Source organism: Massilibacteroides vaginae, assembly GCF_900178525.1.
GTDB classification, from domain to species: domain Bacteria; phylum Bacteroidota; class Bacteroidia; order Bacteroidales; family Tannerellaceae; genus Massilibacteroides; species Massilibacteroides vaginae.
This window is the reverse complement of sequence record NZ_FXDJ01000006.1, coordinates 442,266-467,446: the sequence shown is the minus strand read 5'-3', so window position 1 is coordinate 467,446 and position 25,181 is coordinate 442,266. Positions and strand designations below refer to the sequence as shown.

Below are 25,181 nucleotides of genomic sequence, written 5' to 3'. Positions count from 1 at the left end.
GAATCGAATGAGGATTTGTTTTTATTTCATAGCATTTGTATTTTTGCTGAGTGCATGTAATCATACACAAACAGCAGAAGGTGATGCTTTAGTTGAAGTTAATGGACAAATTCTGTATAAATCCAACCTGAAAGGAATTATCCCTACCGGTATATCTTCTTCTGACAGCCTGATGTTTGCTGAGAATTATATTGAAAAATGGGTAAAGGATAAATTGATATATGATGTAGCATTAAAAAATCTGGATGATGCGCAGGAAGTAGAAAGACTGGTAAATGTTTATAGGCAATCACTTATAAGATACAGATATCAGGAACGATTAGTACTTGAAAAACTATCTCCTAATATCAGAGAAAGTGACAAGCTGATTTATTTCGAAGAGAACCAGGAGTATTTCAGGCTTAATAATGCGATTGTAAAAGGATTGTTTCTTAAAATTCCCGTTGAGGCTCCCGGTTTGGATGAGGTTAAAAAATGGTATAAATCCAATTCTACCGAATCTTTAGAGAAGATTGAGAAATACAGTATTCAAAATGCGAGTATATTTGATTACTTTTTTGATAAATGGGTTGATTTCGATGAAGTAGCAGGCAATATTCCGGTTCCGGTGACAAATGGCAATGCTTTTTTACAGTCGAATAAATTTGTAGAAGTTTCAGATAGTGCCTTTTGTTACTTGCTGAATATACAAGAATATATATCTGCCGGTAGTATTGCTCCTTATGATTATGCAGAATCACGCATTGTTGAGATGCTGATTAATCAAAAAAAGAAGGATTTTATAGCAGATTTTGAGAATGAATTATATACTGACGCGGTTAAACGTGGGAATGTGAAGTTTCTTTCGACCACGGAAAACGCTAAATAAAACAGGTAAAATGAAAAAGTTACTGACTTTATTTTTTATGATGTGCAGCTCTTGTTTTCTGATCGCACAGGAGAATGTAATTGATGAAATTATTTGGGTGGTTGGAGATGATGCTGTATTACGTTCGGATGTTGAGGCACAACGTTTAGATATGCAAGTCAGCGGTCAACGTATTAACGGTGATCCCTACTGTATGATTCCTGAACAGATGGCCATACAGAAACTATTCCTGAATCAAGCAAAGATTGACAGTATCGATGTGAGCGAAAATCAGGTTATACAAGAAGCGGACAGGTGGGTTAATTATGTAATCAACCAGCTTGGATCAAAAGAAAAGACAGAGGAATATTTCAACAAGAAGTTGTCTCAACTAAAAGACGAACGTAAAGACCTGATCAGAGAACAGCAAATCGTTGAACAGATGAAACGACATTTGATTGGCGATATAAAACTAACTCCGGCAGATGTCAGGAAATATTATAATCAACTCTCCCAGGATAGTTTGCCCATGATTCCAACTACAGTTGAAGTGCAAATAATCACCGTTGAACCAAAAGTATCTTTTGAAGAAACAGATGCGATTAAAGCTCGTTTGAGAGACTTTACAGAACAAGTAACCAAAGGCGAAAAAGAATTTTCTACGCTGGCGTTGTTGTATTCTGAAGATCCGGAGTCGGCTAAACGGGGAGGGGAACTGGGATTTTTAGGTAAGACTTATTTGTTGCCGGAATTCGCGAACGTTGCTTTTAATCTTACCGATCCTAAAAGAGTGTCTAATATTGTTGAAACGGAATACGGTTTTCATATTATTCAATTGATAGAAAAGAGAGGTGATCGTATTAATTGCCGCCATATCTTGTTGCGTCCGGAAGTGTCGGAAAGTGAGATGAATGAGGCGATTGTTAAGATGGATTCTTTATACACAGATTTATTAAGTGCTAAATTCACCTTCGAAGAAGCTGCTACATTTGTGTCTTATGATAAAGATACGCGTAATAATAAAGGGTTGATGGTAAACTCAAGTTACGAAAGCGATAATCACAACACCCCTCGTTTTGAAATGCAGGAGCTTCCCCAGGAAATTGGTAAAGTAGTTTTCGATATGCAAGTAGGAGATATTTCCAAGCCGTTTAAAATGATTACCAACAAACAAAAGGAAGTGGTAGCGATTGTTAAATTGAGAGCTCGTACGGAAAGTCACAAGGCTAATCTTGCCGACGACTATCAAGCTTTAAAAACAATTGTTGAAGCTAAAAAACGCGAAGAGTTGCTAAACGAATGGATAGCGAAGAAGCAAAAGACTACCTATGTGCGCATCAGCGAAGGTTGGCGTAATTGTGACTTCGAGTTCCCAGGATGGGTAAAAGAATAAATGTGAAGAATCGATTATTGTTATTCGTTCTGTTTTCTTTTTTTGTATCCTATACTGCCGCGCAGGAGCAGGATACAATACCTCCCCAAACAACCTCTGTTTATTTGGAGCATGCTGATCTATTGTCTTATGATAAGGATCTGATTTTAGATGCGCAGATTTTAAGAGGTAATGTTTGTTTCCGCCATGACAGCTCTTACATGTATTGTGATAGTGCGTATTATTATGAGGAAAAAAATTCTCTTGAGGCTTTCAGTAATGTAAAAATGGTACAGGGGGATACACTCTTTGTTTATGGAGACTATCTGATCTATGATGGGAATACGCAATTAGCCCGGTTAAGAAATAATGTGCGGATGGTTAATAAGGAGGTTACCTTATATACGGATAGCTTGAACTATGACAGGGCAGTTGATATAGGATATTATTTTGATGGCGGACGAATTGTTGATGAGCAAAATATTCTTTCTTCATTTTTCGGTAAATATTCGCCTAATACGAAATTAGCCGTGTTTAATGATAGTGTTAAATTAGAAAATCCTCAGTTTACACTTTTTTCGGACACATTAGAATATAGTACACAATCAAAAATAGCAACCATATTAGGACCATCTGTAATACTTTCAGATAGTGGAACTATTTATACCTCGAGAGGGTGGTATGACACTGTAGCTGATAAATCGTTATTATTAGATCGTTCGCGGGTTTTATCCGGAAACCGTATATTGACCGGAGACTCTATTGCTTACAACAAAGCGTTGGGCATTGGGGAGGCCTTTGGGAACATGAGTATTCAAGATACAGCTCAAATGGTTACCTTGGAAGGTAATTACGGGTATTATAATGAACTGTCTGAATATGCTTTTGCCACGGATAGTGCCCGTTTCCTGGAGTATTCAAAAGGAGATACCCTGTTCCTTCATGCCGATACACTGGAGATGGTTACCGTTGATTCTTTATATAGAGAAGTTAAAGCGTATTATGGGGTTCGTTTCTTTCGGGTAGATATGCAGGGTGTATGTGACTCTTTACAGTTCAACACCCGGGACTCTGTTTTATATATGTTTAAAGACCCGATTCTTTGGAATGAACAATATCAAATTCTCGGAGATACGATTCTGGTATTCATGAACGATAGTGCGATTGATTACGCCCATGTAAAAGAATACGCTTTTGCGGCTCAGTACCTGGACTCAACGTATTACAATCAATTGAAGGGGAGTGATTTGAAGGCCTATTTTGAAGGACAGGCGGTTAAGCAAATTGATGTGGAAGGGAATGCGGAATCTATCTTTTATCCTTTGGAAAGTGATGGAGCCATGGTCGGATTGAATGAATCAAAAAGCGGATTTTTGAGTATTTGGTTAAAAGAAAACAAGCTTGAACGATTAAAGATATGGCCAACGCCGGTAGGTAGTTTGACTCCTATTCCGGATTTAAATCCGGAACAGAAAACACTAAAAGATTTTAAATGGTATGATTATCTGCGTCCGAAAGACAAAGATGATATTTTTACGGTTCATATTCGAGAAGTACAAACAGATAAACCGAAAAGAAGTAATAAATTTGTACATTAGTTGCTAAGTTTAATAGTTAAGAAAAGGAATATGGCTGCATTTTTGTTTATGAACTCGCGTCGACCTCGTAAATACGAGCATAAACCGATTTATTGGGATCCTGAAAAAGAAAAGGAAGAAGAACGCGAGCGCCGGATTAAGCGCGAGATGGGTATTGAGGAAGACCTAACTGATTATAAACCTCAGATAAAAGGTTCTTTTTATGAAGGTACTACGCATCTTAGGAAAAGTGTAAATCGCGGAGATGATATGGATAGCCGGAAATATAGAAATGTGAAATTAGCGGCTGTCTTGATCATATTGGCGTTAGTGGGTTGGTTTATCTTTTTGAAATGAGTGATATAATTCATCTTTTACCTGATAATATTGCTAATCAAATAGCAGCAGGCGAGGTTATTCAGCGACCGGCATCTGTTGTGAAAGAATTAGTAGAAAATTCCATAGATGCCGGTGCTTCTTGTATTCAGATCAATATCAAAGATGCAGGGAGAACGTTGATTCAGGTTATTGATGACGGGAAAGGAATGTCTGAGACTGATGCAAGAATGGCCTTCGAAAGACATGCTACTTCTAAAATCTCCTCCGCTGATGATTTATTCGCACTTCGTACTATGGGCTTTCGAGGTGAAGCTCTTGCTTCAATTGTAGCCGTCGCGCATGTAGAACTTCGCACGCGTACCAAAGATTTAGATGTAGGTGTTAAATTAACGATCGCCGGTTCTGTATTGTCGGGAATTGAGGAAGACGTTTGTGCTGTCGGAAGTGTGTTTTCTGTGAAAAACTTATTTTTTAATGTGCCGGCAAGACGGAAATTCCTAAAATCAAATGAAACCGAATTTCGAAATATAGTTAATGAATTAGAGCGCATTGCTTTAGTAAATCCACACACTGCGTTTTCGTTGTTTCATAATGATGTCGAGATAATTAATCTGCCTGAAGCGGGAATGCGACAACGTATACTTGACGTTTATGGAAAAGCATTAAATCCGAAACTACTTCCTGTCGAAGTACAAAGTAACTTAATCACGATATCTGGCTTTGTAGGAAAGCCTGACTCGGTAAAGAAAAGAGGAGCTTTGCAATATTTCTTTGTAAATGGTCGTTTTATGAAACATCCTTATTTTCATAAAGCGGTTATGCAGGCTTATGAAAATATAATTCCGGTAGGTGAAATGCCTAATTATTTTATCTACTTTACGCTTGACCCCGAAACTATTGATGTAAACATTCATCCGACAAAGACAGAAATAAAGTTTGAGAATGAGCAGCCGATATGGCAAATATTAGTTGCTGCCGTCAGGGAAGCTTTGGCAAAAGCAAGTATGATCCCGACAATCGATTTTGATAGGCAGGATGCAATTGATATTCCTGTTTATACCCCTTCTTCAAGTAATGCAACGATTACTCCTCCTACCGTACGTGTTAATGCGGATTATAATCCTTTTGATCTTTCTTCAGGTAGATCGGAAAGAAAAGAATTTGATTGGTCTAAACTCTATCAGGATTTTGAAAACAGCAAAACAGCTCTTGATCATGATCTTTTTGATGAGACACATGCGGATGTTGCCGGAAACGAGGAACCGGTTGTTTCCGGTTCTGTAAATCAGTCTAAGGAATTGTTTCCTTGTTATCAATATAAAGATAAATACATTATAACGGCGCTCAAATCCGGACTTGCGCTGATAGATCAACACAGGGCGCATCTAAATGTGCTTTATGAGCAATATGCCAATAATATTAAACAAAGAAGAAGCATCAGTCAAAAGATTCTTTTCCCCGAAATAGTTGAATTGTCATCTTCAGAAGCGTTGATACTACCGGACCTGCTGGACGATTTGTCTTATGTGGGTTTTGAATTGTCTGATTTAGGTAATAATACCTATGTAATTAATGGTTTGCCTTCCGAGTTAGAAAGTGTAGATCCTGTATCGCTTTTGAAGGACATGATAAGCAAAGCGATGGAGCATAATAATTCCATAAAGGAGGATTTGGCTCATATTCTTGCGCTAACTCTTGCTAAGGCTACAGCAATAAAATACGGTAAGACCATGTCTGTCGAAGAAATGGAGCACCTTATCGCTTCTCTTTTTTCCTGCCGGGAAACCCGTTTAACTCCGGATGGAAAGAATATTCTTACCTTAATTAATGATGACGAATTGGAACGTAGATTTCGATAAGTTAGCCGTTAAATCCTCTTTCCCTATAAGGCAACAGTATGTAAAGCCCTAACCTTAAAACTTATATAATGTTAATTATATCAAATATAAGTTACTCCCTCGATTGTATACTGAATGTAAATAGTTAACTTTGCACCGCTTTTAATATAAGAAAAGTGTTGTTGAAGGTGTAAAACATTGATATTATGCAAATAATGTCTATCTTTGCACTCTGAAATTTAAAAAGATATAATAAAAAAGAATCATTCTAAAGTAAAAAGTAAAAAATGCCTACAATTCAACAATTAGTTAGAAAAGGAAGGGAAACTTTGGAAGTAAAAGGTAAATCGCCTGCACTTGATTCATGTCCTCAAAGACGTGGAGTATGTGTACGTGTTTATACTACTACTCCTAAAAAACCTAACTCGGCAATGCGTAAAGTTGCGAGAGTTCGTTTGACAAACACGAAAGAAGTAAATGCTTATATTCCTGGAGAAGGACATAATTTGCAGGAACACTCAATTGTGTTGGTTCGTGGAGGACGTGTGAAAGATTTACCCGGGGTACGTTATCATATCGTGCGTGGTACATTAGATACTGCGGGGGTTAACGGTCGTACTCAAAGACGTTCAAAGTATGGTGCGAAGCGTCCTAAACCAGGAGCAGCTCCAGCAGCTAAAGGAAAGAAAAAATAATCCCTTTCAAACTGTGAATTTAAATTAAAATGTTTAAACAGGTTTGAGTTATTTGGATAGGCTATAAGGTTGAGTAAATGGTTCAGCGGAACTGTTGAAGACGATGCTAAGGCAACCAAGAACAAAAACGTAAATTTTTGAAAACAAAATGAGAAAAGCAAAACCCAAAAAAAGACAGATCCTTCCGGATCCAGTTTTTGGTGATGTTAAGGTTACGAGATTCGTTAACCATTTGATGTATGATGGCAAGAAAAATACTGCCTTCGAAATCTTTTATTCTGCATTGGAAACCGTTAAGGCAAAATTGCCTAATGAAGAAAAGAGTGCTTTGGAAATATGGAAAGCAGCTCTTGATAATATTACTCCTCAAGTTGAAGTTAAGTCTCGCCGTGTAGGTGGAGCAACTTTTCAAGTACCTACCGAAATTCGTCCTGATCGTAAAGAATCTGTTTCAATGAAAAACCTGATCCTTTATTCTCGTAAAAGAGGAGGGAAGACTATGTCAGATAAATTGTCTGCAGAGATTGTAGATGCGTTTAATAGTCAAGGTGGTGCATACAAAAGAAAAGAAGATATGCACCGTATGGCAGAGGCGAACCGTGCATTCGCACACTTTAGATTTTAATAAGCATAATATTTAGAAGAATAAACGAAAGATGACAAAAGCTGACGAACTATTAAAGTTTACAAGGAACATCGGCATCATGGCGCACATTGATGCAGGAAAGACTACGACTTCTGAGCGTATTCTTTTCTATACTGGTTTAACGCATAAAATCGGTGAAGTGCATGATGGAGCGGCTACTATGGACTGGATGGCGCAGGAACAGGAACGTGGTATCACGATTACCTCGGCTGCTACCACCACTTTCTGGAATTATGCAAATGATAAATATAAAATTAACTTGATTGACACTCCGGGACACGTTGACTTTACTGTTGAAGTAGAGCGTTCTTTACGTATTCTGGATGGTGCAGTTGCTGCTTTTTGTGCGGTTGGTGGGGTAGAACCTCAATCTGAAACCGTATGGAGACAAGCAGATAAATATAATGTTCCTCGAATTGGTTACGTAAACAAAATGGACCGTTCAGGAGCAAATTTCTTTGAAGTTATTCGTCAGGTGAAAGACGTTTTAGGCGCAAATCCTTGTCCTATTCAGGTGCCAATCGGTGCTGAAGAGACTTTTAAAGGAGTTGTTGACCTGGTTACAATGAAAGCGATCTTGTGGCATGATGAAGCTATGGGTGCTGAGTATGATGTTGAAGAAATACCGGCAAACATGATGGAAGAGGTTCTTGAATGGAGAGATAAAATGCTTGAAACATTAGCTGAATGTGATGATACGCTAATGGAGAAGTATTTTGACGATCCTTCTACTATTACAGAAGCTGAAATCAGAGCAGCTATCCGCAAAGGAACTTTAGAAATGATGATTAACCCGATGATTTGTGGCTCATCTTTCAAAAATAAAGGTGTTCAGACTCTTTTGGATGCTGTATGTTCTTATCTTCCAAGCCCTAGCGATACGGCTGCGATTGAAGGTACAGATCCTCGTGATCCTGAAAAAGTGATTGTTCGCAAGCCTTTGTTTGAAGAACCAATGACGGCTTTGGCATTTAAAATCGCAACTGACCCTTATGTAGGTCGTCTTTGCTTTTTCCGTGTCTATTCAGGTGCTCTTAATGCAGGAACTTATGTTCTGAATACAAGATCTGATAAGAAAGAGCGTATTTCGCGTTTGTTCCAAATGCACTCAAATAAACAAAATCCGATGGAAGCCATTGGTTGTGGTGATATTGGTGCAGGTGTTGGTTTTAAAGATATCCGTACGGGAGATACGCTTTGTGATGAAGCTCATCCAATTGTATTGGAATCGATAGAGTTCCCGGAACCGGTAATTGGTATTGCGGTTGAACCGAAAACACAGAAAGATTTGGATAAACTTGGTGTAGGTCTTTCTAAACTGTCTGAAGAGGATCCAACTTTCCGTGTTCAAACAAACGAAGAAACAGGACAGACTGTTATTAGTGGTATGGGTGAATTACACCTGGATATCATTATCGACAGATTACGTCGTGAATTTAAAGTTGAATGTAATCAGGGACGTCCACAGGTTTCTTACAAAGAGGCTATTACTAAATCAGTTGAACTTCGTGAAGTTTATAAGAAACAATCAGGAGGTCGTGGTAAATTTGCTGATATTATCGTTAGAATCGAACCGGCTGATGCTGATTTCGTAGGCGAATTGCAGTTTATTGATGAAGTTAAAGGTGGTAATATTCCTAAGGAATTTATCCCTTCTGTTCAAAAAGGTTTCTTGAAAGCAATGAAAAATGGTGTTTTGGCCGGATATTCATTGGATCAGTTGAAAGTAACTTTAATTGATGGATCGTTCCATACGGTTGACTCGGATCAACTTTCATTTGAAATATGTGCTATCCAAGCATTCAAGAGTGCTTCAGAGAAAGCGGGTCCTGCATTGATGGAACCAATAATGAAAATTGAAGTGGTGACTCCGGAAGAGAGTATGGGAGATGTGATTGGCGACTTGAATAAGAGACGCGGACAAGTAGAAGGAATGGAAACAAGCCGTACCGGTGCTCGTATCGTAAAAGCAAAAGTTCCATTGGCGGAAACATTTGGTTATGTAACAGCTTTGCGTACTATTACGTCAGGACGTGCTACTTCTTCTATGATATTCTCGCATTACGCCGAAGTGTCAGGATCTATTGCTAAGCAAGTGTTGACAGAGGTGCAAGGTAGAGTAGACTTGATCAAATAAATTATTAGAAATTATAATATAAAATGAGCCAAAAGATCAGAATTAAATTAAAGTCATACGATTATTCTCTTGTTGATAAATCAGCAGAGAAAATCGTTAAGACGGTGAAGGCTACAGGTGCTGTTGTTAGCGGCCCTATTCCTCTGCCTACGCACAAGCGTATTTTTACTGTGAATCGCTCGACTTTTGTTAACAAAAAGTCACGTGAACAGTTCGAGCTTTCTTCTTATAAAAGATTGATCGATATTTATAGTTCAACAGCAAAAACAGTAGATGCGTTGATGAAACTAGAATTACCTAGTGGTGTAGAAGTAGAAATTAAAGTGTGAGATATTAAATTTTAAGTGAAATGCCAGGATTATTAGGAAAAAAAATCGGAATGACATCCGTATTCAGTGCCGAGGGAAAAAATCTTCCATGCACTGTTATCGAAGTAGGTCCTTGTGTGGTTACACAGATTAAATCTCTTGAAAAAGATGGTTATGAGGCTGTACAGTTGGGTTTCCAGGAGAAAAAGGAAAAACATACTACAAAGCCGGAATTAGGTCATTTCAAGAAAGCAGGCGTAACCCCAAAGAGACACTTGGCCGAGTTCAAGGATTTTGAAACTTCTTATAATTTAGGTGATGTTATCACTGTGGATTATTTAGAAAATGCAGGATTTGTAGATGTGATCGGTACATCTAAAGGTAAAGGCTTCCAAGGTGTAGTTAAACGTCACGGATTTGGTGGAGTTGGACAGTCTACTCATGGTCAGCACAATCGTTTGCGTGCTCCGGGTAGTATTGGTGCTTGTTCTTATCCTGCAAAGGTGTTCAAAGGAACAAGAATGGCTGGACAAATGGGTAATGAGCGTGTGACTGTTCAGAACTTAGAAGTGATTAAGGTGATATCGGAACATAACCTTTTATTGGTGAAAGGTTCGATTCCAGGTTCAAAAGGTTCAATCGTATTAATTGAAAAGTAATGGAACTGAACGTAGTAAATATTAAAGGAGAAGATACCGGAAGAAAGGTAACTTTGAATGATGCAATTTTTGGGATTGAACCAAATGATCATGCTATTTATCTGGATGTAAAACAGTATTTAGCAAACCAAAGACAAGGAACTCATAAGTCTAAAGAAAGAAGTGAGATATCCGGAAGTACACGTAAACTTATCCGTCAGAAAGGTGGAGGTGGTGCTCGTCGTGGTGATATCAATTCTCCGGTTTTAGTTGGAGGTGGTCGTGTGTTTGGTCCTAAACCAAGAGATTACAGATTTAAACTTAATAAAAAGTTGAAAAATCTGGCGCGTAAATCAGCATTAAGTTATAAAGCTAAAGAAAATGCAATTGTTGTTGTTGAGGACTTCTCATTTGATGTTCCAAAAACAAAAGAATTTATCTCAATTGCTGAAAATCTGAAAGTTGCAGACAGAAGATTGTTGTTAGTATTGTCTGAAAGAAATAATTTCGTATATTTGTCGGCTCGAAATCTGAAAAAGGCAGATGTTATAATTGCTTCTGATATAAATACATACAATGTCTTGAATGCAAAAAATCTGGTTTTAACAGAGAGTTCTGTAGCTATATTAGAAAACTTATTTAAAGCATAAGGAGATTAAATGATGGGAATAATTATAAAACCTATAATAACAGAAAAACAAACTGCGATTACGGAAAAAATGCCTAATAGGTATGGTTTTCGCGTTTCTCCTGATGCGAATAAGCTGCAAATAAAGAAAGCAATCGAAGATATGTATGGTGTTGCTGTTGCTGACGTTAACACCATGAATTATTCAGGAAAACGTAAGAGTCGTTTTACGAGATCTGGTGTTATCACTGGAAAACAGTCTTCATTCAAGAAAGCTATTGTGACGTTAAAAGATGGTGAAGCTATAGATTTCTTTAGTAATATTTAAAAAGAAATGGGAATACGTAAAATAAAGCCCACAACACCGGGGCAGAGACACAAAATTATTGGTGCATTTGATAAAATCACTGCAAGTACACCAGAAAAGTCTCTTGTAGTTGGTAAAAAACGTACTGGTGGTCGTAATAACACCGGTAAAATGACTATGCGCTATATTGGCGGTGGTCATAAACAAAAATTTAGATTTATTGACTTCAAGAGAAATAAAGATGGCGTTCCTGCAACAGTGAAAACGATTGAGTACGACCCAAATCGTACTTCTCGTATTGCATTGTTGTATTATGCTGATGGAGAAAAAACATATATTTTAGCTCCAGAAGGCTTGGAAGTTGGCCAAACAGTGGTTTCAGGTAGTGATGTAGCTCCTGAGATTGGAAATACTTTGCCAATGGCAAAAATTCCGGTAGGTACAATTATACATAATATTGAATTACGTCCTGGACAGGGAGCTAAGATGGTTCGTTCTGCTGGTGCGTTTGCTCAATTGACCTCTCGTGAGGGAGATTATGTAATTATAAGAATGCCTTCAGGTGAAACCCGTAAGATTCTTTCTGCATGTAAGGCTACAATAGGAAGTGTTGGAAACTCAGACCATGGTCTTGAGAAATCAGGTAAAGCTGGCCGCTCTAGATGGCTTGGACGTCGTCCACGTAACCGCGGGGTTGTTATGAACCCGGTTGATCACCCAATGGGTGGTGGTGAAGGACGTGCTTCAGGAGGACATCCTAGATCACGCAAGGGCTTGTATGCTAAGGGCTTGAAAACAAGAGCTCCTAAAAAGCATTCTTCTAAGTATATTATTGAAAGAAGGAAAAAGTAATCTGATTAATTAAGAAAACTATGAGTCGTTCATTAAAAAAAGGCCCTTATATTAATATTAAGCTTGAGAAAAAAGTCTTGACTATGAATGAGTCAGGAAAAAAAGCTGTAATAAAGACTTGGGCAAGAGCTTCAATGATTTCCCCGGATTTTGTGGGCCATACAATTGCAGTTCATAATGGTAATAAATTTATTCCTGTTTTTGTTACAGAAAATATGGTAGGACATAAGTTAGGAGAATTCTCTCCAACGCGTACTTTCCGTGGTCATTCTGGTAACAAAAAAAGATAAGACAGGAATGTTAAGATTTGAATTAAAAAAGAATCAATAAAATGGGTGCTAGAAAAAGAATATCAGCTGAAGCAAGAAAAGAAGCCCAAAAGCAAATGTATTTTGCTAAATTGAAGAACGTTCCTACTTCTCCACGAAAAATGCGATTGGTCGTTGACATGATTCGTGGTATGGAAGTGTTCAGAGCATTGGGTGTTCTTAAATTTTCAAATAAAGAAGCTGCAGCAAGAATTGAAAAATTGCTTCGTTCGGCTATTGCTAATTGGGAGCAAAAGAATGAACGTAAAGCAGAAACTGGAGAGTTGTTTATCTCATCTGTAAGCGTTGATTGCGCTACTACTTTAAAAAGAATGAGACCAGCTCCTCAAGGAAGAGGTTATAGAATTCGTAAGCGTTCGAATCATGTAACTTTATTTGTGGATGCGCTAAGTACAAATGATAGTCAAAATTAATTGTAGATGGGACAGAAAGTTAATCCGATTAGTAATCGATTAGGAATCATCAAAGGATGGGATTCTAATTGGTATGGAGGGAAAAATTATGGAGATACCTTGTTGGAAGATACAAAGATCCGTAAATATTTAAATGCCCGTCTTGCCAAAGCTAGCGTATCACGTATTGTTATCGAACGTACGTTGAAATTAATTACTATAACTGTTTGTACTTCTCGCCCTGGTATTATTATCGGTAAGGGAGGTCAAGAGGTTGATAAGTTAAAAGAGGAGTTGAAGAAAATAACTGATAAGGAAGTTCAGATCAATATTTTTGAAATTAAAAGACCTGAATTAGATGCAGTTATTGTTGCAAATAATATTGCTCGTCAGTTAGAAGGTAAGATCGCTTATCGTCGTGCTATTAAAATGGCTATTGCATCAACGATGAGAATGGGTGCAGAGGGTATCAAAGTGCAAATTTCAGGACGTTTAAATGGGGCTGAAATGGCACGTTCAGAAATGTATAAGGAAGGAAGAACTCCTCTTCATACTTTCAGAGCTGATATTGATTATGCATTGGCCGAAGCACTGACTAAAGTGGGCTTACTTGGTGTGAAAGTTTGGATTTGTCGTGGTGAGATTTATGGAAAAAGAGATCTTTCTCCTTCATTTACAACATCAAAAGAAGTTGGTCGTCGCAATGATGGTGGCGGCAGAGAAAAAAACTTCAAAAGAAAGAAAACCAATCGCTAAACATTAGAATTTAGAAAAGATGTTACAACCTAAGAAAACAAAGTTTAGAAGACAACAAAAAGGCCGTATGAAGGGCGATGCTCAACGCGGAAATCAGTTGGCTTTTGGATCTTTTGGAATAAAAGCGTTACAGAATAAATGGATTACGGGTAGACAAATTGAAGCTGCTCGTATTGCTGTAACTCGTTATATGCAGCGTCAAGGTCAGGTGTGGGTTAGAATTTTCCCGGATAAACCGATAACCAAGAAGCCTGCTGAAGTGCGTATGGGTAAAGGAAAAGGTGCTCCTGAAGGATTTGTTGCTCCGGTAACTCCCGGAAGATTAATCTTCGAAATAGAAGGTGTTCCTTTTGATGTAGCGAAAGAAGCATTGCGTCTGGCTGCTCAAAAACTACCGGTGACAACAAAATTTGTTGTGAGACGTGACTATGATATGCAAAATCAAAATGCGTAAATGTTATGAAGATTGCAGAAATTAGAGAATTGACAACAACTGAGTTGCAAGAAAGAATAGATGCTGATACGCTTGCTTATGAGCAAAAGAAAATCGGCCATAGTATTTCTCCATTGGAAAATCCTGCTCAACTTAAATATCAACGTAGAACGATTGCGCGTATGAAAACTGAGTTGCGATTGAGAGAAATAAACAACAAATAATCATGAGCCTGATGGAAACAAGAAATTTAAGAAAAGAAAGAACGGGCGTTGTTTTTAGTAATAAAATGGATAAAAGCGTCACAGTTGCTGTGAAGTGGAAAGAAAAACATCCAATTTATGGTAAGTTTGTTAATAAAACAAAGAAATATCACGCTCACGATGAAAAGAATGAATGCAATATAGGGGATACCGTAAAGATTATGGAAACTAGACCCTTGAGCAAAACAAAAAGATGGAGATTAGTTCAAATAATCGAAAGAGCGAAGTAATATGATACAACAAGAATCAAGATTAGTAGTTGCTGACAATAGTGGAGCCAGAGAAGCTTTATGTATACGTGTACTTGGAGGTACAAGAAAACGTTATGCTACTGTTGGAGATGTAATTGTCGTTGCAATAAAAAGTGTCATTCCTTCTAGCGATGTGAAGAAGGGGGCAGTTTCTAAAGCTATTATCGTTCGCACAAAGAAGGAAATCCGTCGTCAAGATGGGTCTTATATTCGTTTCGACGATAATGCATGTGTGTTATTGAATGCAGGGGGTGATATTCGTGGTAGTCGTATTTTTGGCCCGGTGGCCAGAGAGTTACGCGCGACAAATATGAAGATTGTTTCACTTGCACCGGAAGTGTTATAAATTGTAAACTTTAGGTAATGAGTAAGTTACATATTAAAAAAGGCGACATTGTTTTTGTAAACACTGGGGTCGACAAAGGAAAGACCGGTCGTGTTTTGCAAGTTCAGGTGAAAGAGAACAGAGCAATTGTAGAAGGTGTTAAAATGGTTTCAAAACACACTAAGCCAAACGCAAAAAATCCACAAGGTGGAGTTGAGAAGAAGGAAGCTCCTATTCATATCTCTAATTTGAATGTTATTGATCCAAAATCAGGAAAACCAACACGAATTGGACGTAAGTTGAACGACAAAGGAGTGTTAGTGCGTTATTCAAAAAAATCAGGGGAGGAAATTAAATAATGAGCAATACTGCCAGTCTAAAGAATGAATATCAGGACAGAATTGTACCTGCTTTGACTAAGGAGTTTGGATATAAATCTGTAATGCAGGTTCCTGTATTGAAAAAGATTGTTATCAATCAAGGTTTAGGTTCAGCTACTGCGGATAAGAAAATTATAGATGTTGCTGTAGCCGAATTAGGACTAATTACTGGTCAAAAGGCTGTTGCTACAGTTTCTAAAAAAGACATCTCTAACTTTAAGTTAAGAAAAAAGATGCCGATCGGTGTGATGGTTACTTTACGCCGTGAACATATGTATGAGTTTTTAGAGAGATTAGTGCGTGTTGCGCTCCCTCGTATTCGTGACTTTAAAGGTATCGAAAGTAAGTTGGACGGACGTGGTAATTATACTTTAGGTATTCAAGAGCAAATCATTTTTCCTGAAATTAATATTGATAATATTACTAAAATTTTAGGAATGAATATTACCTTTGTGACTTCTGCTAAAACAGATGAGGAAGGTTATGCTCTTTTGAGAGAGTTTGGTTTGCCTTTCAAGAACATAAAAAAAGACTAAGATAAGTTATGGCAAAAGAATCGATGAAAGCCCGTGAGGTGAAAAGAGCTAGGCTTGTTGCAAAGTATGCTGAAAAAAGAGCTCAGTTGAAAGCTGAGGGAAATTATGAAGCTTTGCAATCATTACCTAAAAATGCTTCTCCTGTTAGATTACACAATAGATGTAAAATTACTGGACGTCCTAAAGGGTATATACGCCAATTTGGTGTTTCACGTATTCAGTTTCGTGAAATGGCTTCAAACGGATTAATCCCTGGAGTGAAAAAAGCAAGTTGGTAACTAGTGTGTAGTTTTAAATATTGTCCGGAAAGCCCGGATCAATTTAATTATTATAAGAATGACAGATCCTATAGCAGATTATTTAACGAGGTTGCGTAATGCAATAAAGGCGAAACACAGAGTTGTTGAAGTGCCTGCCTCAAATTTGAAAAAAGAAATTACAAAAATTCTTTTTGACAAAGGGTATATCTTAAACTATAAGTTTATAGAAGATGGTCCTCAAGGTACAATTAAGATTGCCTTGAAATATGATTTAGTTAATAAGGTTAACGCCATTAAAGTGTTGAAAAGAGTTTCTACTCCAGGGTTACGTAAGTATGTTGGATACAAAGATACTCCAAGAGTACTTAATGGATTGGGAATAGCTATCATATCTACTTCCAAAGGTGTAATGACTGATAAAGAAATTCGCGATCATAAAATTGGTGGTGAAGTTTTGTGTTATGTTTATTAATTCTAAGAGGAAGTAATTATGTCAAGAATAGGAAAATTACCAATAAATATTCCTGCAGGAGTAACGGTTACTGTTAAGGATTCTACAGTAACAGTAAAAGGTCCTAAAGGTGAGCTTAATCAAAAGATCAACCCGGATATTAAAGTTGAAATTAATAATGGCGAGATTCAGCTTATAAGACCTTCAGATGAGAGAAATTACAGAGCCTTGCATGGCTTATACAGATCATTAATCAATAATATGGTTATTGGTGTATCTGAAGGATATAAAAAAGAATTAGAACTTGTAGGTGTTGGATATCGTGTATCTAATGCAGGTCAATTATTAGATTTCTCGTTAGGTTTTACTCATAATATATTTTTGATGTTACCTAATGAAGTTAAGGTTGAAACAAAAGCGGAAAGAAATAAAAATCCTCTTGTAATATTAGAGTCTGCCGATAAACAGTTGATAGGTCAGGTTTGTGCAAAAATCCGATCTTTTAGAAAGCCTGAACCATACAAAGGAAAGGGTATTAAATTTGTAGGTGAGGTTATTAGAAGAAAGTCTGGTAAGTCAGCAGGAAAATAATCTATTAAAACTGAAATTAGCATGACAACGAAAGAAGAAAGAAGGAAAAAAATAAAGCAACGTGTACGCGGTAAAATTGAAGGTACAACGGAGCGTCCTCGTCTAACTGTGTTTAGAAGCAACAAGCAAATTTATGCACAGATTATTGATGACTCAAAAGGAATAACATTAGCAGCGGTATCATCATTGAAGTTGGAAAAAACCGAAACAAAAAAAGTTATTGCAGCTAAAGTTGGTGAGCAGATTGCGAAAAATGCAATGGAAGCAGGTATCCAAACAGTCGTGTTCGATCGCAATGGATATTTGTATCATGGCAGAATTAAAGAGTTAGCTGATGCTGCACGTAATGGTGGTCTTAAATTTTAATAAGGATGGCTGGAAATAATAATAAAATTAAATCGACTAACGATATTGAATTGAAAGACCGTTTGGTTGCAATTAATCGTGTAACCAAGGTTACGAAAGGTGGTCGAACCTTTAGTTTTGCTGCAATTGTTGTAGTTGGAAACGAAGATGGTATTGTTGGATGGGGATTAGGTAAAGCAGGCGAAGTAACTACTGCTATAGCAAAAGGTGTTGAAGCTGCTAAAAAGAACTTAATTCGAGTTCCTGTTCATAAAGGAACTATCCCTCATGAGCAAGCAGCCAAATTTGGTGGTGCTGAGGTGCTTATCAAACCTGCAACATTAGGAACCGGAGTAAAAGCCGGTGGTGCTATGCGTGCAGTTTTAGAGAGTGTTGGGATAACCGACGTTTTGGCTAAATCAAAAGGATCTTCCAATCCTCATAACTTAGTAAAAGCTACAATTGAAGCTTTAGATGAATTGAGAAGTCCATTTGTTGTAGCTCAAAATAGAGGTATATCTGTTGAAAAAGTATTCAAAGGCTAAATTATGTATGAGTATGGCAACAATTAAAGTTAAACAAGTCAAGAGTAGAATTAAATGTCCCATTGATCAAAAAAGAACTCTTGATGCATTGGGTTTAAGGAAATTGAATCGTACGGTTGAGCACGAAGCAACTCCTTCTATCCTGGGGATGATTGAGAAGGTGAAACATTTAGTTTCTATTGAAAAATAATTAAGAGTTATAATATTACATACATAAAGATATGAATTTGTCAAATTTAAAACCTGCTGTGGGTTCTACTAAAACAAGAAAGAGAATTGGTCGAGGACCAGGATCTGGTTTAGGAGGAACATCTACTAGAGGACATAAAGGAGCTAAGTCAAGATCTGGATATTCAAGAAAGATAGGTTTTGAGGGTGGGCAAATGCCAATTCAAAGACGTCTTCCTAAATTTGGATTTAAAAATATTAACAGAGTAGAATATAAAGCTATCAATTTGAGTTCTTTGCAACAACTTGCAGAAGCCAATAATTATACAAAAATTGGTTTTGAAGAACTTGTTAGTGCTGGTTTTGCTTCTTCTTCTCAGTTAGTTAAAATACTTGGTAATGGTAGTTTAAACTTGGGTATCGAAGTTTCCGCTCATGCATTTTCAAAGAGTGCAGAAGCTGCTATTCAAGCTGCTGGCGGAACTGTAGTTAAACTCTAAGTTATGAGAGCAATTGATACAATAAAAAATATCTGGAAAATTGAGGATTTGAGAAATCGAATCCTCACCACTCTTCTCTTAGTAGCTATTTACCGATTTGGTACATATGTGGTGCTTCCAGGTATTGATCCAAAGGCGTTAACCGCTTTGCAGGAACAAACAAGAGGTGGACTGTTAGCTTTGCTTGATATGTTTTCTGGTGGTGCTTTCTCTAATGCATCTATTTTTGCATTAGGAATTATGCCCTATATATCAGCATCTATTGTTATGCAATTGTTAGCAATTGCTGTACCATCTTTTCAGAAAATGCAGAGAGAGGGAGAAAGTGGAAGAAAAAAAATAAATCAATATACTCGTTATCTGACGATTTTTATATTGCTACTGCAAGGACCTACATATCTTATTAACTTAAGTGTTCAGTTAAATGCAGTTGGAGCATCTCTTCCTTCAGGTATATGGTTTACTTTCTCTTCTACTGTAATTATGGCTGCTGGAAGTATGTTTATTCTATGGCTAGGAGAAAGAATCACAGATAAAGGTGTTGGGAATGGTATTTCATTTGTTATTTTAGTGGGAATCATTGCAAGATTGCCTCATTCTTTATTTCAAGAATTTATTTCTAGAACCACAGACAAAACAGGTGGTTTGGTTATGTTCTTGATGGAAATGTTATTCTTATTGCTTGTTATTGCGGGAGCTATTCTTTTGGTTCAAGGAGTAAGAAAAGTACCTGTACAGTATGCTAAGCGAATTGTTGGTAATAAACAATATGGTGGAGCAAGACAATATATACCATTGAAAGTAAATGCGGCTAATGTGATGCCGATTATTTTTGCTCAAGCAATAATGTTTATTCCAATATCTATTGTCGGATTTGCGAATTCGGAAAGTACTAGTACGTTTTGGGCTGCATTTATGGATAATACCGGCTTTTGGTATAATTTTGTCTTCGCTGTATTAATAATTTTGTTTACTTATTTTTATACTGCGATAACAATAAATCCAACTCAAATGGCTGATGATTTAAAAAGAAACAACGGATTTATTCCTGGAATTAAACCCGGGAGAGACACTAAAGAGTATTTGGATTCTATAATGGATAGAATAACTTTACCTGGTGCTTTCTTTTTAGCCTTAGTTGCTATTATGCCTGCTTTTGCACAAATGGCAGGTGTAAGCATGGAGTTTTCTCAATTTTTTGGAGGAACTTCACTTTTAATTCTTGTTGGTGTGGTACTGGATACCTTACAACAAATTGAAAGCCATTTGTTGATGCGTCACTATGATGGATTACTGAAATCTGGAAGAATTAAAGGACGCGCTGGAGTTGCAGGTGCTTATTGATAGTTTAGAAGATGATATATCTAAAAACAAATGAAGAAATTGAGCTAATGTATTTGGCTAATCAACTTGTTGGTAAAACACTTGGTGAATTAGCAAAGTATATTAAACCTGGAGTTTCTACCTTGCAATTAGATCGTATAGCAGAGACCTTCATAAGAGATCATGGTGCTATCCCGGCTTTTTTAGGATATGGCGGTTTCCCTAATTCTATTTGTGCTTCAGTTAATGAACATATTGTACATGGGATACCTTCAGAAAAAGCAATATTAAAAGAAGGTGATGTAATATCTATTGATTGTGGAACTATTTTAAATGGATTTGTCGGTGATTCAGCCTATACATTTGCTGTTGGTCAGATAGATCCAGAAGTTCGAAAATTACTGGATATCACAAAAGAATCTTTATATATTGGAATTGAACAAGCTGTTGAAGGAAAAAGAGTTGGAGATATAAGTTCTGCTGTTCAGGAATATTGTGAGAAGAATGGCTATTCTGTTGTTCGTGAACTTGTAGGACATGGTATTGGAAAACAGATGCATGAAGCACCCGAAGTCCCCAATTATGGGAAAAAGGGAAGTGGAAGTCTACTTCGTGAAGGTATGTGTATCTGTATCGAGCCCATGATTAATTTAGGAAAAAGAAATGTTGTTTTTGAAAAAGATGGATGGACTGTTCGAACAAAGGATAGAAAACCATCTGCACATTTTGAACATTGTATTGCTATTCAATCAGGGAAAGCTCGTATTTTATCATCATTTAAATTTTTAGAAGAAGTCTTAGAAAAAGAGGCATAATTATATGGCTAAACAATCTGCAATAGAACAAGATGGCGTTATCGTTGAAGCATTATCAAATGCAATGTTTCGAGTTGAATTAGAAAATGGGCATGAAATAACAGCTCATATTTCTGGGAAAATGAGAATGCATTATATTAAAATTCTTCCAGGTGACAAAGTCAGAGTCGAAATGTCTCCTTATGATTTGTCAAAGGGACGAATTTCATTTAGATATAAATAACAAAAAAATAATAATATGAAAGTTAGAGCATCTTTGAAAAAACGGACTGCTGACTGTAAAATAGTTCGTAGAAAAGGTCGTCTGTATGTTATAAACAAGAAAAATCCTAAATATAAACAACGTCAAGGATAATTTCTTATTTTTGCAAACTAATAATTAAGGAAAAAATATGGCTATAAGAATAGTTGGTGTAGATTTGCCACAGAATAAGAGGGGAGAAATAGCTTTGACTTATATTTATGGTATAGGTCGTAGTGCGGCTAATTCTATTTTAGATAAAGCTGGCATTGATCGTGATATTAAAGTTAAAGATTGGACTGATGATCAAGCTGCTAAAGTTCGTGAGGTTATCGGCCAAGAATACAAAGTAGAAGGTGATTTGCGTTCTGAAATCCAATTAAACATTAAGCGATTAATGGATATTGGTTGTTATCGTGGAATTAGACACCGTATTGGTTTACCATTGCGTGGACAAAGCACAAAAAACAATGCACGTACGCGTAAGGGAAGGAAGAAAACAGTCGCTAACAAGAAAAAAGCTACAAAATAATAATTTGATATGGCAAAAAAATCAGTTGTTGCAAAAAAAAGAAATGTGAAAGTTGATGCTTATGGCCAAGCACATATCCATTCATCTTTCAATAATATAATCGTTTCTCTTGCAAATAGCGAAGGACAAGTAATTAGCTGGTCTTCTGCTGGAAAAATGGGCTTTAGAAGTTCTAAGAAAAATACTCCTTATGCTGCTCAAATGGCTGCTCAGGATTGCGCAAAAGTTGCATTTGATTTAGGCTTGAGAAAAGTTAAAGTTTTTGTAAAAGGCCCAGGTAATGGCCGCGAATCTGCTATCAGAACAATTCATGGAGCAGGAATTGAAGTGACAGAAATTGTTGATGTTACTCCATTACCACATAATGGATGTCGTCCTCCGAAAAAGAGACGTGTATAATATTATTAATAATTGGATTTGGAAATTGTAAATAGATTATATAAACCTTACCCTCTCTATAATCGCGGCTGTACTTTTTCGAATCTACTTTGATTTTAAAATAAAAAAAAATGGCAAGATATACTGGACCTAAGACAAGAATAGCTCGTAAGTTTGGAGAAGCTATATTTGGACCTGATAAAGTTCTTTCAAAAAAGAATTATCCTCCTGGACAACATGGAAATTCCAGAAAAAGAAAGACTTCTGAATATGGTATTCAGCTTCGTGAAAAACAGAAAGCAAAATACACTTATGGTGTATTAGAAAAACAATTTAGAAATCTATTCGAAAAAGCATCACGCTCAAAAGGTATTACAGGTGAAGTTCTATTACAATTGTTAGAAAGTCGTTTGGATAATATTGTTTATCGTTTAGGAATTGCTCCAACAAGAGCTGCTGCTCGACAATTAGTTTCACATCGTCATATAACAGTTGATGGTAAGGTAGTAAATATTCCATCTTACGCTGTAAAGGCTGGTCAAGTAATTGGTGTTCGTGAAAAGTCTAAATCTTTAGAAGTAGTTTCTGATGCATTAGCTGGATTCAATCACAGCAAATATCCTTGGATAGAATGGGATTCTCAAAGTATGACCGGTAAGTTTTTACACATTCCGGAAAGAACAGATATTCCTGAAAATATTAAAGAACAGCTGATTGTAGAATTGTATTCTAAATAATAATTGATTCCATGGCGATATTAGCATTTCAAAAACCCGATAAAGTATTAATGTTAGAAGCGGATAATTTCTTCGGTAAATTCGAGTTTCGTCCGTTAGAACCCGGTTATGGCATAACTATAGGTAATGCTTTACGCCGTATTCTTTTGTCTTCACTTGAAGGTTTTGCTATTACATCCATAAAAATCGATGGAATTGATCATGAATTTGGAACGATTCCAGGGGTTATTGAGGATGTAACAAATATAATTTTGAATCTAAAACAAGTTAGATTCAAACATGTTGTTGAGGACATTGAAAACGAAAAAGTTAGTATTTCAGTTTCGGGAACTGAAGTGTTCAAAGCCGGTGATATAGGCAGACATCTAACAGGATTTGAAGTATTAAACCCTGAATTGGTGATCTGCAATATCGATCCAACGGCAAGTTTTCAAATAGAATTGGCAATTAATAAAGGGCGTGGTTATGTACCTGCCGATGAGAACAGGGAGTTAATTTCCGACCTACAAGTTATTGCGATTGATTCTATCTTTACTCCTATTCGTAATGTGAAGTATTCTATTGAAAACTTCCGTGTTGAACAGAAAACAGATTACGAAAAACTTGTTTTGGAAATAGCAACTGATGGTTCGATTCATCCAAAAGATGCTTTGAAAGAGGCGGCCAAGATATTAATACATCACTTCATGTTGTTCTCTGATGAGAAAATTGCAATTGAAACTGCAGACACAGAAGGTAACGAAGAATTTGATGAAGAAGTTCTGCATATGCGTCAATTACTTAAAAGTAAATTGTCTGATATGGATCTTTCTGTTCGCGCGTTGAATTGCTTGAAAGCAGCAGATGTTGAAACACTTGGTGAGTTAGTTAAATTCAATAAAAATGATCTTTTGAAGTTTAGAAACTTCGGAAAGAAATCATTAACTGAACTTGATGAACTATTAGAAAGCTTAAATCTTTCTTTTGGAATGGACACCAGTAAATATAAATTAGACAAAGAGTAACTAAGATGAGACATAATAAAAAATTCAATCATTTAGGTCGCACGAATACACATAGAGCAGCAATGCTTTCTAACATGGCTTCGTCTTTGATCAAGCACAAACGTATTTTTACGACTACTGCTAAAGCAAAAGCTTTGCGTAAATATGTTGAACCTTTGATTACTAAAGCAAAAGAAGATACAACTCATTCGAGACGTATTGTTTTTAGTAGTTTAAGAGACAAGAATTCTGTTACTGAGCTTTTTAATGATGTAGCTCAAAAAATTGGAGAACGTCCAGGTGGATATACACGTATCATTAAAACTGGAAATCGTTTAGGTGATAACGCTGCAATGTGTTTTATTGAATTAGTTGATTACAATGAAAACATGATGAAGGATAGCACTAAGAAAGCTCCAAAAGCTAGACGTCAAAGAAAGAAAAGTGTAGCAGCAGCCCCTGCAGCAACTGTAGAAGAAACTCCCGAAGTTTCCGAAGAAACAAAAGAGTAAAATCTTTCATAGCAACAATAAAAAAGAGTGAGTTCTGATTAAGAGCTTGCTCTTTTTTTTGTCTTGTGTTGAAGTTTACTCTAAGAACAATTTTGTGTATTAATTATTGAACTTTTTACCTAAGAATTTATCAAAGAAAGCTTCTCTGTAGGCTGTGCCAATTGGAATTTCATTAGAACCAAGTAGGATGTCGTTGTTATCAAACGAGTTTATATGGTGAGTGTTGACAATATAGGATTTATTTACCCGGAAAAACATACTATTAGGCAATTTTTCAAAAATGGTTTTTAAGTTCATTTTGGTTATTATCTTTTGCTCTATTTTTATCCTTGCTACTGTCACTCAACTGGTATTTGAGCAAATCATTTAGTTTAAATATGATTTGCGCAGCTTCATCCGGATTCTCTTTACACAATTCGTTTGCGTTATTCAGCATATTAAAAAGAAAATGCGGGTTTATCTGATTTTTCAGTTGTTCAAGTTCCGATTTTACTGTTATGTTTTCTAACTCACTAATGCGTTGCTCGTGTGTTATCCATTGTTTAAACAATAGGATTGTGGAACTTCCTGCCACAATTAGGCCCAATGAAATAACGACGGACAAAACATTTATTAAAGACAATAGCAGCGGTTGTGACGGTTGATAATTTTTATTTCCTGCAACGATTGTCATATATTGTAAAAAGACGATCAGGCAAATGACAAGCAGTACCGCCATAAATACCGCTATAACATATTGAAGCAATTTGTTTTTTAATAACAAAGCAGGAGCGAGTACATATATATTCAAATACACTATTCCGGAGAATAATAAAAATTGTCCTATGGCATACGCCTTGCTCCCCGACAGATACTCAGCAGATGATAATTGAAACGCAATCGTTGCGACAAGAAACAATAAGAGCAGATGCCTGATAATGCTAAACTTAGGATTTATCAGGAAATCGTGAA

The 25,181-nt window shown here is 36.6% G+C and carries 39 protein-coding genes and 1 pseudogene; 38 read left to right on the top strand and 2 right to left on the bottom strand.

Going from position 1 to position 25,181, the window contains the following annotated elements; all coding sequences use genetic code 11:
• Positions 1-7: 7 nt before the first annotated feature.
• From B9Y81_RS02475 to rplQ, 38 genes are all read left to right on the top strand, one after another.
• The gene (locus B9Y81_RS02475) at positions 8-868 is read left to right on the top strand and encodes a hypothetical protein (protein WP_085535401.1); all 861 of its coding nucleotides are present in this window, start codon (positions 8-10) and stop codon (positions 866-868) included.
• A gap of 10 nt (positions 869-878) precedes the next feature.
• Positions 879-2,240, top strand: a complete 1,362-nt coding sequence (locus B9Y81_RS02470) for a peptidylprolyl isomerase (RefSeq protein ID WP_085535400.1) — start codon at positions 879-881, stop codon at positions 2,238-2,240.
• A complete protein-coding gene (locus tag B9Y81_RS02465; RefSeq protein WP_085535399.1) occupies positions 2,225-3,817 on the top strand; it encodes an OstA-like protein in 1,593 nt (530 codons plus the stop codon). The genes B9Y81_RS02470 and B9Y81_RS02465 overlap by 16 nt, the downstream gene beginning before the upstream one ends.
• 30 nt (positions 3,818-3,847) lie before the next feature.
• Complete coding sequence (locus tag B9Y81_RS02460) at positions 3,848-4,153, top strand: hypothetical protein (protein WP_085535398.1); 306 nt, start codon at positions 3,848-3,850, stop codon at positions 4,151-4,153.
• Positions 4,150-5,994, top strand: a complete 1,845-nt coding sequence (gene mutL / locus B9Y81_RS02455; RefSeq protein ID WP_085535513.1) for a DNA mismatch repair endonuclease MutL — start codon at positions 4,150-4,152, stop codon at positions 5,992-5,994. The genes B9Y81_RS02460 and mutL overlap by 4 nt, the downstream gene beginning before the upstream one ends.
• Positions 5,995-6,260: 266 nt before the next feature.
• Positions 6,261-6,668, top strand: a complete 408-nt coding sequence (gene rpsL / locus B9Y81_RS02450) for a 30S ribosomal protein S12 (protein ID WP_085535397.1) — start codon at positions 6,261-6,263, stop codon at positions 6,666-6,668.
• A gap of 148 nt (positions 6,669-6,816) precedes the next feature.
• Positions 6,817-7,293 carry a 30S ribosomal protein S7 gene (gene rpsG, locus B9Y81_RS02445; RefSeq protein ID WP_085535396.1) on the top strand — a complete coding sequence of 159 codons (477 nt, stop codon included), beginning with the start codon at positions 6,817-6,819 and terminating at the stop codon, positions 7,291-7,293.
• Between the two features lie 31 nt (positions 7,294-7,324).
• A complete protein-coding gene (gene fusA, locus B9Y81_RS02440) occupies positions 7,325-9,451 on the top strand; it encodes an elongation factor G (RefSeq protein ID WP_085535395.1) in 2,127 nt (708 codons plus the stop codon).
• A gap of 23 nt (positions 9,452-9,474) precedes the next feature.
• Positions 9,475-9,780 (top strand): 30S ribosomal protein S10, encoded by a 306-nt coding sequence (gene rpsJ, locus B9Y81_RS02435; RefSeq protein WP_005634728.1) that lies wholly within the window; start codon positions 9,475-9,477, stop codon positions 9,778-9,780.
• A 20-nt stretch (positions 9,781-9,800) separates the two neighbouring features.
• Positions 9,801-10,418 (top strand): 50S ribosomal protein L3, encoded by a 618-nt coding sequence (rplC, locus tag B9Y81_RS02430; protein ID WP_085535394.1) that lies wholly within the window; start codon positions 9,801-9,803, stop codon positions 10,416-10,418.
• Entirely contained in the window at positions 10,418-11,047 is a 630-nt protein-coding gene (gene rplD / locus B9Y81_RS02425) for a 50S ribosomal protein L4 (RefSeq protein WP_085535393.1), read from the top strand. Before rplC ends, rplD begins: the two co-directional genes overlap by 1 nt.
• 12 nt (positions 11,048-11,059) lie before the next feature.
• A complete protein-coding gene (gene rplW / locus B9Y81_RS02420; RefSeq protein ID WP_085535512.1) occupies positions 11,060-11,353 on the top strand; it encodes a 50S ribosomal protein L23 in 294 nt (97 codons plus the stop codon).
• 6 nt (positions 11,354-11,359) lie between these two features.
• Positions 11,360-12,184 carry a 50S ribosomal protein L2 gene (gene rplB, locus B9Y81_RS02415; RefSeq protein ID WP_085535392.1) on the top strand — a complete coding sequence of 275 codons (825 nt, stop codon included), beginning with the start codon at positions 11,360-11,362 and terminating at the stop codon, positions 12,182-12,184.
• Positions 12,185-12,204: 20 nt separating this feature from the next.
• The gene (rpsS, locus tag B9Y81_RS02410) at positions 12,205-12,474 is read left to right on the top strand and encodes a 30S ribosomal protein S19 (protein WP_085535391.1); all 270 of its coding nucleotides are present in this window, start codon (positions 12,205-12,207) and stop codon (positions 12,472-12,474) included.
• A 41-nt stretch (positions 12,475-12,515) separates the two neighbouring features.
• Positions 12,516-12,926 carry a 50S ribosomal protein L22 gene (gene rplV, locus B9Y81_RS02405; RefSeq protein WP_085535390.1) on the top strand — a complete coding sequence of 137 codons (411 nt, stop codon included), beginning with the start codon at positions 12,516-12,518 and terminating at the stop codon, positions 12,924-12,926.
• A gap of 6 nt (positions 12,927-12,932) precedes the next feature.
• Positions 12,933-13,661 (top strand): 30S ribosomal protein S3, encoded by a 729-nt coding sequence (rpsC, locus tag B9Y81_RS02400; RefSeq protein WP_085535389.1) that lies wholly within the window; start codon positions 12,933-12,935, stop codon positions 13,659-13,661.
• Positions 13,662-13,680: 19 nt separating this feature from the next.
• Entirely contained in the window at positions 13,681-14,115 is a 435-nt protein-coding gene (gene rplP / locus B9Y81_RS02395; RefSeq protein ID WP_085535388.1) for a 50S ribosomal protein L16, read from the top strand.
• A gap of 5 nt (positions 14,116-14,120) precedes the next feature.
• Entirely contained in the window at positions 14,121-14,318 is a 198-nt protein-coding gene (gene rpmC / locus B9Y81_RS02390; protein WP_085535387.1) for a 50S ribosomal protein L29, read from the top strand.
• Positions 14,318-14,587: a 30S ribosomal protein S17 gene (rpsQ, locus tag B9Y81_RS02385; protein WP_095996236.1), complete on the top strand. Its 270-nt coding sequence runs from the start codon at positions 14,318-14,320 to the stop codon at positions 14,585-14,587. Before rpmC ends, rpsQ begins: the two co-directional genes overlap by 1 nt.
• A gap of 1 nt (position 14,588) precedes the next feature.
• On the top strand, positions 14,589-14,954 hold the full coding sequence (gene rplN / locus B9Y81_RS02380; RefSeq protein ID WP_085535386.1) for a 50S ribosomal protein L14: 366 nt from the start codon (positions 14,589-14,591) through the stop codon (positions 14,952-14,954).
• Between the two features lie 17 nt (positions 14,955-14,971).
• A complete protein-coding gene (rplX, locus tag B9Y81_RS02375) occupies positions 14,972-15,292 on the top strand; it encodes a 50S ribosomal protein L24 (protein ID WP_085535385.1) in 321 nt (106 codons plus the stop codon).
• Complete coding sequence (gene rplE / locus B9Y81_RS02370; protein ID WP_085535384.1) at positions 15,292-15,849, top strand: 50S ribosomal protein L5; 558 nt, start codon at positions 15,292-15,294, stop codon at positions 15,847-15,849. Before rplX ends, rplE begins: the two co-directional genes overlap by 1 nt.
• Before the next feature lie 8 nt (positions 15,850-15,857).
• Positions 15,858-16,127, top strand: a complete 270-nt coding sequence (gene rpsN / locus B9Y81_RS02365) for a 30S ribosomal protein S14 (RefSeq protein WP_085535383.1) — start codon at positions 15,858-15,860, stop codon at positions 16,125-16,127.
• 58 nt (positions 16,128-16,185) lie between these two features.
• Positions 16,186-16,581 (top strand): 30S ribosomal protein S8, encoded by a 396-nt coding sequence (rpsH, locus tag B9Y81_RS02360; protein WP_085535382.1) that lies wholly within the window; start codon positions 16,186-16,188, stop codon positions 16,579-16,581.
• Positions 16,582-16,599: 18 nt separating this feature from the next.
• Positions 16,600-17,151, top strand: a complete 552-nt coding sequence (gene rplF / locus B9Y81_RS02355) for a 50S ribosomal protein L6 (protein WP_085535381.1) — start codon at positions 16,600-16,602, stop codon at positions 17,149-17,151.
• A gap of 21 nt (positions 17,152-17,172) precedes the next feature.
• On the top strand, positions 17,173-17,517 hold the full coding sequence (gene rplR, locus B9Y81_RS02350) for a 50S ribosomal protein L18 (protein WP_085535380.1): 345 nt from the start codon (positions 17,173-17,175) through the stop codon (positions 17,515-17,517).
• Positions 17,518-17,522: 5 nt separating this feature from the next.
• Positions 17,523-18,041 carry a 30S ribosomal protein S5 gene (gene rpsE / locus B9Y81_RS02345; protein WP_085535379.1) on the top strand — a complete coding sequence of 173 codons (519 nt, stop codon included), beginning with the start codon at positions 17,523-17,525 and terminating at the stop codon, positions 18,039-18,041.
• A gap of 13 nt (positions 18,042-18,054) precedes the next feature.
• Positions 18,055-18,231, top strand: a complete 177-nt coding sequence (rpmD, locus tag B9Y81_RS02340) for a 50S ribosomal protein L30 (RefSeq protein ID WP_217809488.1) — start codon at positions 18,055-18,057, stop codon at positions 18,229-18,231.
• A 31-nt stretch (positions 18,232-18,262) separates the two neighbouring features.
• Positions 18,263-18,709, top strand: a complete 447-nt coding sequence (gene rplO / locus B9Y81_RS02335) for a 50S ribosomal protein L15 (RefSeq protein WP_085535377.1) — start codon at positions 18,263-18,265, stop codon at positions 18,707-18,709.
• A 3-nt stretch (positions 18,710-18,712) separates the two neighbouring features.
• Positions 18,713-20,053 carry a preprotein translocase subunit SecY gene (secY, locus tag B9Y81_RS02330; RefSeq protein ID WP_085535376.1) on the top strand — a complete coding sequence of 447 codons (1,341 nt, stop codon included), beginning with the start codon at positions 18,713-18,715 and terminating at the stop codon, positions 20,051-20,053.
• 11 nt (positions 20,054-20,064) lie between these two features.
• On the top strand, positions 20,065-20,847 hold the full coding sequence (map, locus tag B9Y81_RS02325; protein WP_085535375.1) for a type I methionyl aminopeptidase: 783 nt from the start codon (positions 20,065-20,067) through the stop codon (positions 20,845-20,847).
• Between the two features lie 4 nt (positions 20,848-20,851).
• The gene (infA, locus tag B9Y81_RS02320; protein ID WP_085535374.1) at positions 20,852-21,070 is read left to right on the top strand and encodes a translation initiation factor IF-1; all 219 of its coding nucleotides are present in this window, start codon (positions 20,852-20,854) and stop codon (positions 21,068-21,070) included.
• A gap of 15 nt (positions 21,071-21,085) precedes the next feature.
• Positions 21,086-21,202 carry a type B 50S ribosomal protein L36 gene (gene ykgO, locus B9Y81_RS02315; RefSeq protein ID WP_006800238.1) on the top strand — a complete coding sequence of 39 codons (117 nt, stop codon included), beginning with the start codon at positions 21,086-21,088 and terminating at the stop codon, positions 21,200-21,202.
• A 37-nt stretch (positions 21,203-21,239) separates the two neighbouring features.
• On the top strand, positions 21,240-21,620 hold the full coding sequence (gene rpsM / locus B9Y81_RS02310; RefSeq protein ID WP_085535373.1) for a 30S ribosomal protein S13: 381 nt from the start codon (positions 21,240-21,242) through the stop codon (positions 21,618-21,620).
• A gap of 9 nt (positions 21,621-21,629) precedes the next feature.
• Complete coding sequence (gene rpsK / locus B9Y81_RS02305) at positions 21,630-22,019, top strand: 30S ribosomal protein S11 (protein WP_085535372.1); 390 nt, start codon at positions 21,630-21,632, stop codon at positions 22,017-22,019.
• Positions 22,020-22,129: 110 nt separating this feature from the next.
• A complete protein-coding gene (gene rpsD, locus B9Y81_RS02300; RefSeq protein ID WP_085535371.1) occupies positions 22,130-22,735 on the top strand; it encodes a 30S ribosomal protein S4 in 606 nt (201 codons plus the stop codon).
• Positions 22,736-22,746: 11 nt separating this feature from the next.
• Positions 22,747-23,739, top strand: coding sequence for a DNA-directed RNA polymerase subunit alpha (locus tag B9Y81_RS02295; protein ID WP_085535370.1), 993 nt, complete (start codon positions 22,747-22,749; stop codon positions 23,737-23,739).
• Positions 23,740-23,744: 5 nt separating this feature from the next.
• Positions 23,745-24,230, top strand: coding sequence for a 50S ribosomal protein L17 (gene rplQ, locus B9Y81_RS02290; RefSeq protein ID WP_085535369.1), 486 nt, complete (start codon positions 23,745-23,747; stop codon positions 24,228-24,230).
• A gap of 99 nt (positions 24,231-24,329) precedes the next feature.
• Here rplQ and B9Y81_RS02285 read toward each other — a convergent pair.
• Positions 24,330-24,548: pseudogene (locus B9Y81_RS02285) on the bottom strand (LytR/AlgR family response regulator transcription factor); the annotation flags it as partial.
• Positions 24,505-24,903, bottom strand: coding sequence for a histidine kinase (locus B9Y81_RS15480; RefSeq protein WP_394335426.1), 399 nt, complete (start codon positions 24,901-24,903; stop codon positions 24,505-24,507). The pseudogene B9Y81_RS02285 and the gene B9Y81_RS15480, both read right to left, overlap by 44 nt.
• Between the last annotated feature and the right edge of the window lie 278 nt (positions 24,904-25,181).